General features: G+C 60.5%; 12 protein-coding genes. 10 read left to right on the top strand and 2 right to left on the bottom strand.

Annotation, left to right across the window (positions count from 1 at the left end; translation table 11 throughout):
- Window positions 1-66: 66 nt before the first annotated feature.
- A complete protein-coding gene (locus AC0L2P_RS14965) occupies window positions 67-1,740 on the bottom strand; it encodes an ABC transporter substrate-binding protein (RefSeq protein WP_473502066.1) in 1,674 nt (557 codons plus the stop codon).
- Between the two features lie 299 nt (window positions 1,741-2,039).
- Here AC0L2P_RS14965 and AC0L2P_RS14960 point away from each other — a divergent pair, with 299 nt between their 5' ends.
- The 8 genes from AC0L2P_RS14960 (at window position 2,040) to AC0L2P_RS14925 (ending at window position 12,391) form a co-directional block, all read left to right on the top strand.
- Window positions 2,040-2,765 carry a LuxR family transcriptional regulator gene (locus tag AC0L2P_RS14960; protein WP_473502064.1) on the top strand — a complete coding sequence of 242 codons (726 nt, stop codon included), beginning with the start codon at window positions 2,040-2,042 and terminating at the stop codon, window positions 2,763-2,765.
- A 173-nt stretch (window positions 2,766-2,938) separates the two neighbouring features.
- Window positions 2,939-3,838 (top strand): proline iminopeptidase-family hydrolase, encoded by a 900-nt coding sequence (locus AC0L2P_RS14955; RefSeq protein ID WP_473502063.1) that lies wholly within the window; start codon window positions 2,939-2,941, stop codon window positions 3,836-3,838.
- 431 nt (window positions 3,839-4,269) lie between these two features.
- Window positions 4,270-4,518: a hypothetical protein gene (locus AC0L2P_RS14950; protein WP_473502062.1), complete on the top strand. Its 249-nt coding sequence runs from the start codon at window positions 4,270-4,272 to the stop codon at window positions 4,516-4,518.
- A 253-nt stretch (window positions 4,519-4,771) separates the two neighbouring features.
- Entirely contained in the window at window positions 4,772-7,510 is a 2,739-nt protein-coding gene (locus AC0L2P_RS14945) for an AMP-binding protein (RefSeq protein WP_473502061.1), read from the top strand.
- A complete protein-coding gene (gene nadE, locus AC0L2P_RS14940) occupies window positions 7,507-8,490 on the top strand; it encodes an NAD(+) synthase (protein WP_473502217.1) in 984 nt (327 codons plus the stop codon). The genes AC0L2P_RS14945 and nadE overlap by 4 nt, the downstream gene beginning before the upstream one ends.
- 3 nt (window positions 8,491-8,493) lie before the next feature.
- Entirely contained in the window at window positions 8,494-10,515 is a 2,022-nt protein-coding gene (gene asnB, locus AC0L2P_RS14935; protein ID WP_473502060.1) for an asparagine synthase (glutamine-hydrolyzing), read from the top strand.
- A complete protein-coding gene (locus tag AC0L2P_RS14930) occupies window positions 10,515-12,068 on the top strand; it encodes a class I adenylate-forming enzyme family protein (RefSeq protein WP_473502059.1) in 1,554 nt (517 codons plus the stop codon). The genes asnB and AC0L2P_RS14930 overlap by 1 nt, the downstream gene beginning before the upstream one ends.
- 56 nt (window positions 12,069-12,124) lie before the next feature.
- Window positions 12,125-12,391 (top strand): acyl carrier protein, encoded by a 267-nt coding sequence (locus AC0L2P_RS14925; protein ID WP_473502058.1) that lies wholly within the window; start codon window positions 12,125-12,127, stop codon window positions 12,389-12,391.
- Between the two features lie 86 nt (window positions 12,392-12,477).
- Here AC0L2P_RS14925 and AC0L2P_RS14920 read toward each other — a convergent pair whose 3' ends face one another.
- A complete protein-coding gene (locus AC0L2P_RS14920) occupies window positions 12,478-13,170 on the bottom strand; it encodes a N5-glutamine methyltransferase family protein (RefSeq protein ID WP_473502057.1) in 693 nt (230 codons plus the stop codon).
- A 406-nt stretch (window positions 13,171-13,576) separates the two neighbouring features.
- Between AC0L2P_RS14920 and AC0L2P_RS14915 the strand changes: the two genes are divergently transcribed.
- The gene (locus tag AC0L2P_RS14915) at window positions 13,577-15,328 is read left to right on the top strand and encodes a type I secretion system permease/ATPase (protein WP_473502055.1); all 1,752 of its coding nucleotides are present in this window, start codon (window positions 13,577-13,579) and stop codon (window positions 15,326-15,328) included.
- 194 nt (window positions 15,329-15,522) lie between these two features.
- Entirely contained in the window at window positions 15,523-16,860 is a 1,338-nt protein-coding gene (locus AC0L2P_RS14910; RefSeq protein WP_473502054.1) for an HlyD family type I secretion periplasmic adaptor subunit, read from the top strand.
- Window positions 16,861-16,871: the final 11 nt, after the last annotated feature.

The following is a 16,871-nucleotide window of genomic DNA, read 5'->3' as shown; positions in this document are numbered from 1 at the left end:
CTGATCCGCCGGAAAAGGAAATGCGACGGAGAGCCGGCGGCGCTCCGTCGCATTGGCTCCGGGAGGTTATTCCACCCAGGACTGGCTGACGATCCAGTAGAATTGCGGGCTGAAGGTGAAGTTCTTCAGCCTGGAAGAAATGACATCGACACGCTTCGGTGTGAACAGGACAGCGACCGGAGCCTTGTCCGTCACCGCCTTGTCGATGGCGGTCCAGAGTGTCGCGCCCTTGGCCGGATCGGCGATGGTGGCTGCCTCTGCCTCGTCCATCGACGCGTCGATCGACTTGTCGCAGAACCCCGAAATATTGACCGAGGCGTCGGAACCCGGCGTGAACGAGGCACAGCTGAACAAGACCTCCAGGAAATTCGACGGCGCCGGGTAATCCTGGAACCATTGCGAGATTGAAATCTGCACCTTGTTATTGGTGTTCTGGATGTAGGTGAACTGTATGTTCTGCGAGATCGGCTTGACCGACGTCTTGTAGCCAAGCTGGTTGAGCACATCCTGCAGGTAGACGCCGATCGCCTTGGAAACCGTGGTGTCCTCGGTGATGATCGTCACCTCCTGACCTGCGGTTCCCGATTCAGCGACCAATTGCTTGGCCTTGTCCATATCCGGCGTGGACCACTTCTCGCCCGGATTGGCGGTGAACGGGCAATAGGCTGCAAATGACGGGAAGCCCGGCGGCAGGATCTGACAGGCCGGCTGCGCCAGATTGCTGCCACCGAACAGCTTGACGATCGCGGCGCGGTCGATGGCCAAGTTCACCGCTTGGCGAACGCGGATGTCGTTGAACGGCGCCAGATTGGTGTTCATCGGCGCATACCACATCGCCGTCAGCGGGTGCACCGTGACCTGCTTGGCATATTTGGTGCCGAGTTCGGTGAGACGGTCGGACGGTGGCGGATCGAACATCCAGTCCGCCTGGCCATTCTCGACCGCCGTCACCGCCGCCTCGTCAGTGAGGCCGAATTCATAGTCGATCTCGTCCGGATATCCGGCCGGCTGCGCTTCCTTGCTCCACTCCTTGAAATGAGGGTTGCGCACAATCTTCATCAGCTTATTGGGGTCGTAGCTGGCGATCATGTAGGGTCCGGTACCCGGGATCGGATCGGTGCCGGCGTCCTTGAGCGGCGCGCTCGCGGGCAGGATCGACGCGTGCGGAACGGCCAGTTTCTGCAGGAACTCGGCATCCGGCTGGGCCAGGTTGAAGGTAATGGTTCCGGCCGCATCGTCGACCGACAGGCCGCCGTCGAGGGTGCATGTTGCGGGAGCCTTCAAGCACGCATCCGCACCGACGATGCCTTTGTAGAAGGTCCCGGCCGTCGGCCCGCTGATCTTGAAGATGCGCTGGAACGAAGCCACGACGTCCTTTGTCGTAACATCCGAGCCATCCGCGAATTTGATGCCCTTGCGCAGCTTGAAGACGTAGGTCTTGCCGCCGTTCTCGACTTGCGGAAGGCTTTCCGCCAGGTCCGCGACTACCTCGAAGCCGGTCTTGTCCCCGGCCTTCTTGTAGGTCACCAGGCCATCGTAGAGGACATAATTGATCTGGAAATACTGCAGCGTGTAGTTGATGTGCGGATCGGCGGTGCCTGCCGCGGCATTGGCCAGCAGTCGGAGTGTGCCGCCTGGCTTGCCCTCGGCGGCCAAGGCACTGCTTGCCGGCGACATCATGGTCACGCCGAGCAGAGCCAGGCCGGGTATTAACGCTGCAAATGCTTTTTGGGGTCGCATATATGTTCCCTCATGGAGGCGTGTCGGCCTTTGCCGCGCTCATTCGGTCGATCGACTATCGCGCGGCTAAAAACAATCCTGGGTTTGCGATCGGCGTCCGCTACTTCGCCCAATTGCAAAGACTACGGCGAGCGAGGTCGGGCGGGATAGCTATTAAGATAGATAGGGTCGGACAGGCTTATCCCCGCCTATTTGTTGAGCAGCCGGCCGACATGGCTATTTGACAAGCAATCATCAGGGGGTAAGCTTGCCGGATGCAAAGCCTCCCAGGCGATCTAGAGAGCCGGTTCCGAACTGGAATGAGCATCGACGCTGCCATGGCGGTGGCAACGGAGGCGCTGGAGCCCATCGGTTTCACCGCATTCATCTACGACTATACGCCCGTGCCGGTCAGTCACAAGGGCGAGCTTATCACGCCGTCGCTGATGGCTTTACGCAACGTGCCGCGCGACATGCAGGATCTCTGGTGCAAGGGCGGATATTATCAGCTTGACCCCGTGCAGGAGGCCGCGCTCACCGTATCGAGACCGTTTCTGTGGTCGCACAGCGGCGTTCAGAGCACCGTCATGCAGCGCGTGCTTCAGTCCAAGCACGATCCCGTGGTCAGCTATTTGCTAGACACCAGGATGACCTGCGGCGTCACCGTACCCATTCGCCTTGCCGGCGGCGATCTCGCCACCTTCACCGCGATCCGTGCCGATCCGGAGGCCGGGTTCGAGGTCGAAGCCAGACCCTTCATCGCCGAGATCGGCGATCTGGGTCATCTGCTGCACGATTCCGTCTACGCCGGTTTCGACGCCGGAATCCGCACCTGCCAACATGTCCATCTGACGTCACGCGAACGCCAGTGCCTGCGCCTGGCCGCTGCCGGACTGACGGCCAAGCAGGTCGCGCGTGAGATTGGCCGCGCGGTGCCGACCGCAACACTGCACCTCAACGCGGCGACCCGCAAGCTTGGCGCGCGCAACCGCTTCCATGCCATCGCGCTCGCCGCCCATTACCGGCTGCTCGAACCGGAGCATTGAGGCTCGCGACCTGCGGGTGATCGGCCTTGCCTCGGGCAAACCCATAACCGGCGAACCTATAAATAATGCTAGCTGTAAATGCGCCGGGCCGCTTAGTACCGTCGACCGCAAACAAGGCTTGGGAGAGGCCCACCAAAGTGGCTCCTGCCGCGCCATGATGCGGAGCTTGGACTGTGACGGCACATGCGACCACCGAAGGATTTAGCGGCTATAAGGGTTATCGAACCTGGTACCGGGTGACCGGCAATCTCACCTCCGGCAAGCTGCCCCTGGTCGTCGCTCATGGTGGACCGGGCTGCACACACGACTATGTGGACTCATTCAAGGAGCTTGCCGGAACCGGGCGAGCCGTCATCCACTACGATCAGATCGGCAACGGCAAATCGACCCATCTGCCGGACAAGGGCGGCGACTTCTGGACCGTCGATTTCTTCCTGGGCGAACTCGATGCGCTGCTCGCCCATCTCGGCATTGCCGGGCGCTACGCCCTGCTCGGCCAATCCTGGGGCGGCATACTCTCGGCCGAGCACGCCGTGCGCCGCCCTGAGGGGCTCAAGGCATTGATCCTGGCCAATTCGCTGGCCTCTATGGCTCTGTGGGTGGAAGGAGCCCGGCAATTGCGCGCCGGTCTGCCAGCCGATGTGCAAAGTGCGCTCAACCGCCACGAGGCGGCAGGAACGACCGATCACCCCGAATATGTTGCGGCGACGAAGGCTTTCTACGACCGCCATGTCTGTCGCGTCGTTCCAATGCCCGCAGAGGTCGCCCGGACATTTGCGGCAATCGAGAAAGATCCGACCGTCTACCACACGATGAACGGCCCCAATGAGTTCCACGTCATCGGCACGATGCGGAACTGGACCATCGTCGACCGCCTGCATCAGATCGAGGCGCCGACCCTGGTTTTCCGCGGCTTCTACGACGAAGCGACCGAGGCCTGCGTCCAGCCCTTTCTCGATCGTATTCCGCACGTCGAAGGCCTGGTCTTCCCGAATTCCAGCCATATGCCGCATGTCGAGGAAAAGCACGACTGCCTCGCCGCCATCGGCCGCTTCCTGGCCAAATACGATTGACGTTCCAGCCTGCCGCCTCATTTGTCCGCCGACGCACATTGTCATGCCTCGGTGATGGCGACGCCACGCGATGTGGACGTCCCGCAAAGGCCCGCAGGGTCGTTCGATGCGGCTAAATCACGGACAGAATGCCAGATCAGGGACAGCATAAAGGAGCCCTCTTCGAGCGTCTTTTCCATTGCCGGCGGAGGCGGAGGCCTAACGCTGCGGCGCAGATTGGATCGAAGCGCGGCATATCGCCGGCGTGGCCGGAATCAGCCTGCCTGAATGGGCATCCCGGTCGTTGAAAAACCTGACGGATACGGCGTGGGAGGGACCCGGTGCGCTAGGTACGGAAAGTATAGGACCCAAAGTTTCGCCAAGCAGTTGCAACCGAATCCATTAGCCGCCGTTAAAGTGCGGGTGATCTAGCGGGGCATGGGGAGGCTTTCATGCAGACGTATCTCGTCGAGCGTATGGACGGCGACGATGTTATCTCGGTGCGCGTTGTCAACGCGCCGAGTCCGTTCAGAGCCGCAGCTATGACGACGGGCGGGCGTATTACCTTCCGAACGTGGGAAAAGGATTGGATCCGCGTGACCGACGAAAATCGGGGACAGATCTATGCATATTGTTTCGTCCCCGGGAGCTATTCCGACACCGAAGCATCGCCGGTATCGCCCGGGAGAAACACCGAATAGGCAATATGCCTGAATAGCGGCAATTCCGTCTTCGGTCTCACCTTGATCTTCGATCCCGCCGTGGCGTGTGTGGAACAGGCGTTGCCAACTTGGCACAAAGACCGGTGCTCGCTGCGTCATGCGCACCAGGCGGGCCCGGCATGATTGGCTCGGCCGACGGCTTGCGAAACAGGGGAAGGGCATCATCAGAATGATCGATGAAAAGATTGGGGCGGGGGGCGATAAGTGACCCTAATCTTAGCGTGGGCAACTCATGTCTTCGGCATATTTGGGATCAGAAATCGCGGATCAGGATCTAGCGGTGGATTGTCAGACAGCGACCTCCGATAAATGGTCAAGTGTCCCACAATACGCACTGGATCAGGGTGGTCCCGTACTGCGCCCATTTCAAAGATTGGGCGCCGATTTTACCAACATTGCCGCCTTCGAGCACCTGAGAAGTATCGTCCGCCAGTACCCCGACAAGCTTGCAATCAGCGACGGCGCCAATCGTGTGACCTATTCCCAGCTTCTCCGGTCAGTTGAGACGCTGTCCTACCAGATCGCGGCGGCCGTCCCAGACGGACAGGCGATAGGTATTCTTCAGGCCAACTCGGCCTGGTATCCCATCGCCATGCTGGCAAGCATGTCGGCTGGACGGCCTTCGGTGCCACTGAACGCGCGAGATCCTGGCTCGCGGATTCTTGAAATCGTCGCCGGGGCGCGGCTCTCAGCCATCCTGGGCGAGGGCAATGTCCGACCCGACGGCTTGCCTGACCGGGTCAGTTGGATCGATGTGTCCACCAATGCGGCCTCGCAGGCTGGGCAAGTGCCTCAGTCTTATTCCGTATCGGTCGATGCGCCCGCCATCGTGCTTTATACGTCAGGAAGCACGGGCCGGCCCAAAGGCATCGTTAACAGCCAGCGCAGCTTGCTGTGCCGGGTCCAGCAATATGTCGATGCATGCCACATCAACTCGGATGATGTTTTCCTGCCATTGACCGGACCCGCCACAATCGCGGGGTGCCGGGAAATTCTTGCAGCTCTTCTCACCGGCGCCACCTTGCATCTGGTCGAAGTCGAAGCGGTCGGCTTGCGCGCCGTTCAACGCCTGGTGCGTTCCGAAGGCGTTACAATCACCTATCTAGTGCCGGCGCTGCTTCGCGCGCTCATGGCAGACGGACCTGCTGAGGCGTTCCATTCACTTAGAATCGCCCGGATCGGTGGTGAGAAGGTGCCCTGGACCGACATCGCCCTGCTGCGCGAGGCCGTCTCCGATACGTGCCTCATCCAGATCGGTTACTCGTCAACCGAGACCACCGGCGCCCAATGGTTCTTGCCGCGAGACTGGCCGGAGCATGGAGATTCGGTTCCAGTTGGCTGGCTGCTGTCTGGAATCACCTTCGCAATTGTCGACGAAACGGGCCGCCGCGTTCAACCGGGCCGCAGAGGAGAGCTTTTGATCAGGAGCCCGTATGTCTTGCTTGGCCATTGGGAGGACGGGGCGGTTGTCCCGGCAACATCAGACCCGGACGATCCAGGCCTTCGGATTTTCGCGACAGGTGACCTCGTTCGACTTGATGATCAAGGCCTACTGCACATCGTCGGTCGCAAGGGGCGCCAGGTAAAGATCAATGGTCGACGCGTCGAGCCAGCCGAACTCGAACGGGTGCTGCGTTGCGCACCCTCTGTCGCGGATGCTGTGGCAATCGTGGCTGCGGCGAATGAGCTTGTCGCCTTTGTTGTTCCTCGGCGCTCGGCCGAAGCGACCTTTTCGGACGAGCTTCGCCAGCTTGTCAGGACCAATCTGCCGCCGCCGCTGCGTCCCTTGCGGTTGCACACTATCGCCGAAATTCCGCATCTGCCGAGCGGCAAAGTCGACATCACGACACTTGCAGAGATGGATCTTTCCGCCAGAGAGACAGCAGCGACCGCGCGTCCGGTCGAGCAGCGAGGCAAGCTGACGGCGCAGCAGGTCGTCCAGCGGGCATGGACCAGCATTCTCAATACGCGCGTGGCGACAGGGCGCTGGGATGACGCCGGAGGAGATTCGCTGAAGCTGCTGCACTGCGTCATGGAAATCGAAAGCGCCATCGGGCAGGAACTCGGTCTTGAGGCCTTCACCGTCGGGATGAGCCTGGACGAAATGGTCAAGGCGGTCGTATCTGCCCAGGCAGGCGATCACAGCGCGCGCGCCGAGAAGCACAAACCTCCCATTCTTTTTCTGTTCCCGGGATCCGTCGGCTATGGCCCGAGCCTTGCTGCCTTTGCAGCAGCGATGGGCAAGGTCACCCGCGTTGCCCCGATCAGGTATCCGGCTCTGGCTCTGATACTGCGCGGACAAAACAGCCTCGCCGACATGGCCGATGCCGCCGTCGAGCAGATCCGCCGCGCTCAACCGTCGGGCCATGTACGACTTCTCGGCCATTCGCTCGGTGGCGCTGTTGCTTTCGAGGTTGCGGCGCGGCTGCTGGCCGCGGGGCGAACCGTAAAGTTCCTCGGCATCCTCGACACCAGCCTCGTCGGCGAGCGAAGCGCCTACTTGGAGACGTTTACGCGCACATTCAATCGAATCCGGACCAACCGCGTATCCGCTTACCGGATGGCTTGCCGCGCCCTCGCGAAAGTCGCCGTTAAAATGAGGCGAGAGGCGCAACTGGTCCAGCTTCTCGATCGCTACGCTCAGGGACAGTTCAATGCGACGAGCTTTAGAACCAAACTGGAACTGCAGGAGGTTTTGCGGGCACGGGCCTTCTTCCAATGGCTGACGGAGCCGAAGCCGGCGCTGCCGATCACCGGCACCCTGTTTCGCTGTGCTCGACCCGGAATGACTCTGGCCATCGGCTGGGATCGCGTTTTCGCCCATCTGGAGGTGATTCCGATCGTCGGCACCCACATCGATCTGGTCATAGAGCCTTACCTCGCCACCAACCGTCCCCTCATCGAGAAAGCGGTAGCGCAAACCTATTCGCCAACCGAGTCTCGCAAACTGGAGTACAAGCCATCGACCTGATCTCAACATTCGGCAAGGACGCGCTGGTGCTCGATGCTGGCGCGGAAGTCGATCGGATCGTCCAGATCTTGCGGCAGCAGGTCTTTGGCACGCTGCGACGTCGAGGGGCGGTTGTCGGCCTCTCAGGCGGCATCGACAGCTCAGTCGTCGCCGCGTTGTGTGTTCGCGCCTTTGGGAAAGACAAGGTCCTCGGGATATTCATGCCGGAGCACCATTCCTCCGGCGACTCGCTAAGGCTCGGCCGCACTGTTGCCGCACAGCTTGGTATCGATACGATCCTGGAGGATATAACGCCGGCCCTTGAAGCGATCGGCGCCTATAGACGGCAGACCGAAGCAATCCAGACTGTCGTTCCCGAATATGGGGACGGCTGGAAATGCAAGCTGGTGCTCGCCTCGGTTCTCGAGAGCAACGGTCTCAACATCACGCGCCTCACGGTTCAGGACCCTGACGGCAGGACTGACACGGTGCGTCTGCCGTCGGCAACCTACCTGCAGATCGTCGCTGCAACCAATTACAAGCAGCGCCTGCGCAAGATGACCGAATACTACCATGCCGACCGCCTCAACTACGCGGTAGCGGGCACACCGAACCGCCTGGAGTACGACCAGGGCTTCTTTGTCAAGCAGGGCGATGGAATTGCCGATCTGATGCCGATCGTCCATCTCTACAAGACCCAGGTCTATCAGTTGGCCGACTATCTTGGGGTGGAGGAAGAGGTCCGGCGCAGACCGCCCACCACGGACACCTTCTCGATGGCGCAGAGCCAGGAGGAGTTCTACTTCGCGCTGCCTTATTATCTGATGGATCTGTGCCTCTACGGCTTGAACCACGGGATAGCTGACGAAGACGTCGCCGAGGCCACCGGCCTCACCGTGGCGCAGGTCCAGAAAGTCTTCAAGGATATCGACAGCAAGCGGCGCGCCGCACGTTATCTTCACGCGCGGCCATTGGTGTCCTCTTCAATGGGCGAAGGCTAGGCGATGTGCGGCATCGCCGGAATTGTGTCGCTGAGCGCCGCCGCGGCTCCCCCGCCCCGGGATGCGCTGATGCGCATGGTGGGCGCGCTGGCGCATCGCGGCCCGGACGAGCGCGGCCTTTACCGGGACAGACGTGCGGGATTGGCGCATGCCCGCCTGTCCGTCATCGATCTCGCAAGCGGTCAGCAGCCACTCGCCGGCGCGGGCGACACAATGTGGATCGTCTTCAACGGCGAAATCTTCAATTATGTCGAGCTGCGACAAGACCTGGTCGCGCTCGGCTATCGCTTCCGCACACGCAGCGACACCGAGGTCATCGTCCATGCCTATCATGCCTGGGGCGAGGCCGCCTTCGAGCGGATGAATGGGCAGTGGGCAGTCGCCATCTGGGACTCCGTGGCGGGTCGTCTCGTCTTGTCGCGGGATCGGTTCGGCATCTGTCCTCTACATTTTTGCGAGCACGGCGGGCGGCTTTACTTCGCCAGCGAAGTGAAAGCCATTTTCGCGGCCGATGCGGATATACCCCGCGCCTTCGATCCAGCCGGCATCGATCAGACTTTCACACTTTGGACTGTTACGCCGCCACAGGGCGTGTTTGGAGGAGTAAGCGAACTCACGCCTGGGCATATTCGTATTTATGACAGCGGCGTCGTTCGCGACCGGGCTTTTTGGAAGCCTGACTATCCCGAGATTGACGGACCCGGCGATGATGAATTCAGCGGCTCGCTTGATGATGCGGTGGAGGAAGTGCGCAGCGCCCTGGAGGCCGCGACGGCGCTCAGGATAGTACGCGCCGACGTGCCGGTCGGCTGCTATTTGTCCGGCGGGCTCGACAGCTCGCTGGTCGCCACGCTGGGGAGACGCTTCGCGGGCGAGCGCTTCCAGACCTTTTCGTTGCGTTTTGCCGACGCCGAGTATGATGAGACGCATTTCCAGCGCCTGGTCGCTGGCGTGGCCGGCAGTGACCATCATGAGGTGGTCGTTTCGCGCAGCGATATCGCCGGCATTTTCCCTGAGGTGATCTACCACACCGAGCGACCAATCCTGAGGACCGCGCCGGCACCACTGTTCCTGCTCTCGAGACTGGTGCGCCAGCATGGCATCAAGGTCGTGCTGACGGGCGAAGGGGCCGACGAAATGTTCGCCGGCTACGATTTGTTCCGCGAGGGCAAGGTCCGCCGCTTCTGGGGACGCCAGCCCGCCTCGACGCGACGCTCCCGTTTGCTGGAGCGCCTCTATCCCTATCTCAGCCGCTCGCCGGTGCAACAGCAGGCGATGGCACGCCAGTTCTTCGGGCGCGACATCCACGCCTGTGACGCGCCTGGTTTTGCGCATGGCACGCGCTGGCGTACCACAAGCGCCATCAAGCGGCTGTTTTCGGCAGACATGCGCGCCCAAACGGAGCGCCGCAACGCCGTATCCGAGCTGCTTGCCCGCCTGCCGGCGGAGTTTTCGCGATGGGGCTCTCTTGCGCAGGACCAGTATATCGAGATCCAGACGCTGATGTCGGGATACCTGCTTTCCTCACAAGGGGACAGGATGCTGATGGCTCATTCCGTCGAGGGGCGCTTCCCGTTCCTCGATCATGAACTCGTGAGGCTCGCGAATTCGCTTCCGGCCGCCTACAAGCTGCGCGTGCTCGATGAAAAGCACGTGCTGAAACGTGTGGCGCAACCGATCGTGCCATCGGAGATCGTCACCCGTAAGAAGCAGCCCTACCGGGCCCCCAACGCGCTTTGCTTCGTCGCAGATGGCGCTCCGGCCTACATTCGCGAAGCACTTTCGGAGCCGGCGCTGCGCGAAGCGAACGTCTTCGATCCTAAGTCGGTTACCCGGCTCCTGAGCAAGTGCCAGGCCAGCGCCGGCGGCGGCGACCTGTCCAACTCCGATAATATGGCGCTGGTCGGAGTGCTGTCGACGCAGCTTCTCCATCAGCAATTTATCGCGAGCCGGCCAAGTGGGGCTCGCACGCTCAAGCTCAGCATCGATATCGACCGCGAACATCGCGAAGAGGTGCTCGCGTGATGCACGGCGCCGTACCGCTCCTGCACGACTATCTCACCCACTCCGCCAGCCGGGTCGGCGGCAAAGTGGCCCTGGTGTGCGGGAACCAACGTGTCACCTATGGCGATCTCGATACGCGCTCGAACGCTATAGCGCATAGTTTGAGCGAGGCTGGAGTCGCGCGTGGCGATCGGGTGGTGATCTTCGCCGACAACAGTGTCGAGGCTGTCGTAGCGTTCTGGGCCGTACTCAAGGCCAACGCCGTGGTATGCATCGTCAATCCGCTTACCAAAAGCGACAAGCTTGATTATCTGCTCAACGATTGCCGCCCGACGGCACTGATCACCGACAAACACCTGCACTCGATTTTCAGGGAGCCGGCGCGGAATTGCCCATCGTTGCGCCGCATGATCGTTTCCGGGCCGATCGAACGCAGCGACCTGCAAGAACTGCCGCATGCTGTGGGCTGGGACACCGCGGTCGCGGCAGCCCGAAGCACGCCGCCCGCGCGCCGCTGCATCGATATCGATCTCGCGGCGGTCATTTATACGTCCGGCTCGACGGGCGAGCCCAAGGGCGTGATGCTGACGCACCGAAACATGATTGCCGCGTGCGCCTCGATTTCCTCATATCTGGCGCTTGCCGAAGACGAGGTGATCCTCAACGTCCTGCCCCTCGCCTTCGACTACGGTCTTTACCAGATGATCATGGCATTCGGCGCCGGGGCCCGCCTCGTGCTTGAGCGTTCGTTCGCCTTCCCGGCGCAGATCCTTGGGCTGATCAAGCAAGAGAGGGTGACGGCTTTTCCCGGCGTACCGACCATCTTTGCCGCACTCGGGGAGCTCAAGTCTCTCAGGGATCAGGATTTTTCGAGCATTCGCTACGTCACCAACACTGCGGCCGCCCTGCCGCTCAAGCACATTCTCCTGCTTCAGGAGCTGTTTTCTGGCGCCCGTATCTATTCGATGTACGGCCTTACTGAATGCAAGCGCTGCACCTACCTGCCGCCGGACGATCTGAAGCGAAAGCCGTTGAGCGTCGGGATCGCCATCCCCAACACGGAAATGTGGATTGTCGACGAGCATGACAGGCGGGTCGGCCCCGGCGTCGTTGGTCAGCTCGTCATCCGCGGAGCGACGGTGATGAAAGGCTATTGGGGCAAGCCGGAGGCGACAGCCAGGAAGCTCAAGCCCGGCCCCCTGCCGGGTGAGCAGGTCCTGTACACCGGCGACTACTGCCGGATGGACGCCGAAGGCTACCTCTATTTTGTTGGTCGCGGCGACGAGATCATAAAATCGCGCGGAGAGAAGATAGCGCCGAAGGAGGTGGAAAACGTGTTGATGAACATTGCGGGTGTACGGGAAGCCGCGGTCATCGGCGTTCCGGACGAGCTGCTCGGGCAAGCAGTGAAGGCCTTTGTCGTGATGGAGCAGGGAAGCATGATCGGCGAAAAGCAGTTGCAGAAAGAATGCCAGAGACGGCTGGAAAACTTCATGGTTCCGAAATCCATCGTCATCGTACCCAGTCTGCCGATCACCGACACGGGCAAACTCAAAAAAACGGCCCTGTCATGAGTCGGTACCAGAGCGAAGTTGATCAGCATTCATTTTTTATACCGGAGGCGAAATCAATGTTATCTACTAAGGCTAGAACCGATACCTACAGCGAACAAATTCGCGCTTTCCTGGCTTCGAATTTCTATATAGCCGATCCCGAGAGCCTGGAGAGCGACACCTCGCTCCTCGACCAGGGCATCGTGGACTCGACGGGTGTGCTCGAGGTAATTGGCTTCATCGAGGAGACCTTCGGCATCACGGTCGAAGACAGCGAGCTGCTGCCCGAGAATCTCGATTCCATCCAGGGAATTGCGCAATACGTCATGCGCAAGAGAAACTGATTGCCGAAATCTCGCGCAACTCTGTTTCAACTTCCCGGCCGTCTCTAGCCGCGACAGTGCGTCTAGGCCTGCCGCGGATGCGATGCTTACGCCTGCGCCTTCGTATGTCCCACAACCACCCTGCCCTCGCCGGCCTGGTTGGTGACTGCCCGGATACTCTCATAAGCCTTGGAACGCTCGAGCAAACTCATGACCTGCCGGTCCTGGCCAAGCCCCACCTCGAAAAGCAGGATGCCTCCGCGCCGCAAATAACGCGGCGCCTCCTTGAGCACCCGCATGTGGATGCTCAGGCCGTACGGGCCGGCTGCGAATGCTTCACGTGGCTCGAGCTCGACCAGATGCGAACGGTCGCCCTCGAGCCGTTTTTCCGAAATGTAGGGCGGGTTGCAAACGATCACGTCGATCGTGCCGTCGAGCTCCAGGCCGGAGAAGGCGCTGAACAAGTCGCCCTGAAGCACCGTCACCCGATCCTCTATTTCAAGATGGGTGACGTTGCGGCGCGCGACCTCCACGCATCCGTCGGTAAGATCGCTTGCCCACACGCGCGCGGTCGGAGCGTGGTGCGCGATGGCGCACGCCAGATTACCCGCCCCACAGCACATGTCGACAACGCGAGGCACAGGCAAATTCAGTTGGCTCAGAACATCGAGAGCGGCTTTGCCGAGCAGTTCCGTTTCCGGCCGAGGAACAAGCGCACCGGGCGAGACGAGCAACTGCAATCCCATGAAGGTGCTGCGGCCCCGGCCATAGGCATCGGCGACATTGATCTCTTCGCTCACGACACTCGCCTCCCGTTTTAGCCGCCGTTAGTGGACGACAATGGCGTATCGCTGAAGTGTATCTCAAAAACGTTTAACTCTCGATCGACAAAATCAAAACCCATTCCGTCCCCAGACGCTTTGAAGCCTTGATGCTACAAAGATGACCATAAGCTTCTGCGCCTTGTCAGGATTAGGAATATCTCCTTACTCGAGCCAGTTATCCCCAGCCTGGCGAGCCAGTTGCCGAATTCTCAGCCTGGCGTCACGATTTTGCTACATTTTAATCAAAGAAGGCACGTATGTAAGCAATTCGTAATGTTCCAGCAGCGGGGCGGAGCTGCTGCTTCCCGGAAGGTTAAAGTTTGTCCCTCATCGAAAGAATCGACGAGATTGCGCGGCAATTTCGCGTCAACGAGCGCACATCATGAAGTCGACCAAAGGGCGCTCGCTCGATCTACGCTCCGCAATGTTCGGCTGTGTGCACGGCCTCGTCGGCGTAGGCGTTTTCTCCGCATTGATAAATATCCTCGCCTTGACCGGCTCCGTCTACATGCTCCAGGTCTACGACCGCGTGCTGCCTTCGCAGAGCGTGCCGACGCTTATCGGATTTACAGTCGGAATGCTGGGACTTTACGCGGCCTATGGGCTCCTCGATTTCGTGAGGCTTCGCCTGTTGGTCCGCATCGGCAGCCGCCTGCATAGAAATCTTCAGCAAAAGGCGTTCGCAGCCTCGCTTTCCCTGCCCCTCGTCGCCGGGCCGGATGCGAACCGGGTACACCCGCTTCGTGATCTGGACCAGCTACGTGGCTTTCTTTCCGGGCTGGGGCCGACAGTCTTATTCGACGCGCCCTGGATACCATTTTATATGGTGGTCATCTATCTGCTGCACCCCGCGCTTGGCGTGCTGGCAACGCTCGGTGCATGCGCCGTTGTGTTTTTGACGGTGCTTGCCGAGATCATCGGCCGCAAACCTGCGGCTCGTGCATCTGAAACACTCGTCGCGCAGCGGCTGCTGGCCGATTCCGGCCGCCGCAACGCAGAAGTTGTTCAGGCGATGGGCCTGTCCGCTCCGCTTAGCCGGCGCTGGAACGAGGTCAGTCATCTTTATCTGAAGAACCAGGAACGGCTTTCCGACGTCGTCGGCGCAGCGAGCTCACTGTCGAAGACGCTCCGAATGGCCTTGCAATCATGTGTGCTGGGGCTTGGTGCCTACCTTGTGATCGGGGGCGAGGCCTCGCCGGGCGTGATCATCGCATCGTCCATTTTGCTGGGCCGCTCACTGGCGCCGGTCGATGTGGCCATCGCAAACTGGAGGGGATTTCTGGCAACCCGCAAAAGCTATTCCGAGCTAGCGGCAACGCTGGATGCCTTTGCTAGCCAGCAAGAGACAATGGAACTGCCGCACCCAAAGGCGGAACTTGCGGTCGAAGAATTGACTGTCGCGCCACCAAGTCTGCAGAAGCCAACCATCTTCAATGTAAGCTTCCGCTTGGCAAGAGGCGCAGGGTTGGCGGTCGTCGGCCCGAGCGGCTCCGGCAAGACCACGCTCGTGCGCGCTTTGGTCGGGGCATGGAAGCCGCTTCGTGGCACGGTAAGATTGGACGGCGCCTCGCTCGATCAGTGGAACTCAGAACTGCTCGGCGTTCATATTGGCTACCTGCCACAGGACGTTGAGCTGTTCGATGGGACGATCGCCGATAACATTTCGAGGTTCGGCGGCAAAAGCGACGCAAAAGGCGTGCTGGCAGCTGCCAAGGCTGCGGGCGTGGACAAGATGATTATGCGTCTTCCGCAGGGTTTTCAAACACGCATCGGAGAAGGCGGCGCGGCCCTTTCGGCTGGGCAGAGACAGCTCGTCGGGCTTGCCAGGGCACTTTACGGCGATCCATTCCTCGTCGTTCTTGACGAACCAAATTCCAATCTGGATGCAGACGGCGATGCTGCTTTGGCCGGCGCAATCCTGGCAGTGCGTCAGCGCGGCGGTATCGTGATCGTCGTTGCGCATCGCCCCTCCGCTCTCGTCAACATCGATCAGGTACTCGTCCTGTCGAACGGGATGCTTCATTCGTTCGGCTCGCGCGAAGACGTTCTGGCAAATGTGGTCCGCCCCTTCCCGCGTCCGGACAAGCCAAACATTGTCGTTCCGCTGCAGCACGGTGCAAGCGGGCATGCGTGAGGTATTGCTTAGTGTCTAACGTGACCATTTCGTCATATACTGCGGTTGGCGGCGGCCAGCCGACCGGGGCGAAGCCGGAGCCGGATGGCATTCGAGCCAATCTACCCTGGGGTAACCTGGTCCGGAGCCTGGCAGCGAATTGTCGTTCCGCCGCACAAAGCTGCAGCCGGACATATGGGAGGTATCGCTCTACCGTGTCGTCATACGTCGCCGCCGGTGGCGAGAGCCGTTCGTTGGAGACGAAGCCAGATCCGGAAGGCATCCGGGCCAATCTGCTCTTGGGCCTGGCAACCAGCTTGCTGTTGATCTTTGGCGGAGGGCTCTGGTTGGGATTGACCAAGATTGCCGGCGCGGTGATTGCGCCTGCGACTGTAGTGGTCGAAAGCAACATAAAAAAAGTCCAGCATCAAACCGGCGGCACCATCGGCGGAATCTTCGCGCAGGACGGCGATCATGTGAAGGCCGGCGACGTGTTGGTCAGGCTGGACAACACATTGACCCGAGCAAACCTGCAGATAATCACCGAAGATCTCAATCGCGCCACCATTCGTCTGGCCCGACTGGAGGCCGAGCGCCAGGGTCTGCCGGAAATGCGGATCCCACCCGACCTCCGGGCTCAAATGGGTGACCCGCAGGTGGCGGCACTTGTCAGTGGCGAGCGTGCCTTGTTTGAAAGCCGTGCTGCGGCGCTGGCTGGACAAAAGGCACAATTGCAAAGCCGCGCGAAGCAGCTTGAACGTCAGATAGATGGCCTCAAATCGCAGCAGTCTGCGACGGACGAGTCTCTGGATCTGCTGACCAAGAACCTTGCAGATGTCGAATCTCTCTACGCAAAGAAGTTGGTGTCCAAGGAGAGGTTGAGCAATGTCAGCCTGGAGAAGACCCGGACTCGGGGCGAATCGGGACGCCTTGTCGCAGCGATAGCGGAGGTACAAGCTCACATCAGTGAAACGGACCTGCAGGTGCTTCAGCTGGACGAACAAATGCGGAGCGACGTGACCAACGAACTTCGCGAAACGGAAGCCAAGCAGACTGAACTCAGTGAGCGCAAGGTGGTGGCCGAAGACGAACTCGGCAGGACAGACATTCGTGCCCCGCAATCGGGCACGGTACAAGAATCCGCGGTCCACACCGTCGGAGGCGTGATTGGCGCCGGAGAGGTGCTCATGATGATTGTGCCCGATTCCGACAACCTTGTCGTCGACGCTTCCATTCCTCCGTCGCGTATCGACGAGATTCATCCCGGACAGCAGGTGTCGATCCGCTTTCCGGCGTTCGACGCCGGCACCACACCTGCTTGCGAAGGCTCGGTCAAGCGCGTCTCCGCGGATCTGATCAAGGATCAGCAACGCCAGCTTTCCTATTTTTCGGCGCGCATCGACGTCGAGAATGAAGGGACCTGTCTGACTGGAGAGAAAATACTCAAACCCGGCATGCCCGCCGAAGTCCACATAAGAACCGACGAGCGCAGTGTCTGGTCCTACTTGATGAAGCCTCTTACCGACCAGTTTTCCAGAGCCTTCAGGCAGTAAGGGGTTGCGAA

It is taken from the genome of Mesorhizobium sp. WSM4836, assembly GCF_055811815.1.
Note: the sequence above shows the minus strand (reverse complement) of the source record. Positions and strands in the feature narration are given on the sequence as shown.

Bases quoted from the DNA above. Each gene is read 5' to 3' on its own strand.
- AC0L2P_RS14965 (WP_473502066.1), bottom strand. From the start codon at position 1,740: ATGCGACCCCAAAAAGCATTTGCAGCGTTAATACCCGGCCTGGCTCTG.
- AC0L2P_RS14960 (WP_473502064.1), top strand. From the start codon at position 2,040: ATGAGCATCGACGCTGCCATGGCGGTGGCAACGGAGGCGCTGGAGCCC.
- AC0L2P_RS14950 (WP_473502062.1), top strand. From the start codon at position 4,270: ATGCAGACGTATCTCGTCGAGCGTATGGACGGCGACGATGTTATCTCG.
- AC0L2P_RS14945 (WP_473502061.1), top strand. From the start codon at position 4,772: ATGTCTTCGGCATATTTGGGATCAGAAATCGCGGATCAGGATCTAGCG.
- asnB (WP_473502060.1), top strand. From the start codon at position 8,494: ATGTGCGGCATCGCCGGAATTGTGTCGCTGAGCGCCGCCGCGGCTCCC.
- AC0L2P_RS14930 (WP_473502059.1), top strand. From the start codon at position 10,515: ATGCACGGCGCCGTACCGCTCCTGCACGACTATCTCACCCACTCCGCC.
- AC0L2P_RS14925 (WP_473502058.1), top strand. From the start codon at position 12,125: ATGTTATCTACTAAGGCTAGAACCGATACCTACAGCGAACAAATTCGC.
- AC0L2P_RS14915 (WP_473502055.1), top strand. From the start codon at position 13,577: ATGAAGTCGACCAAAGGGCGCTCGCTCGATCTACGCTCCGCAATGTTC.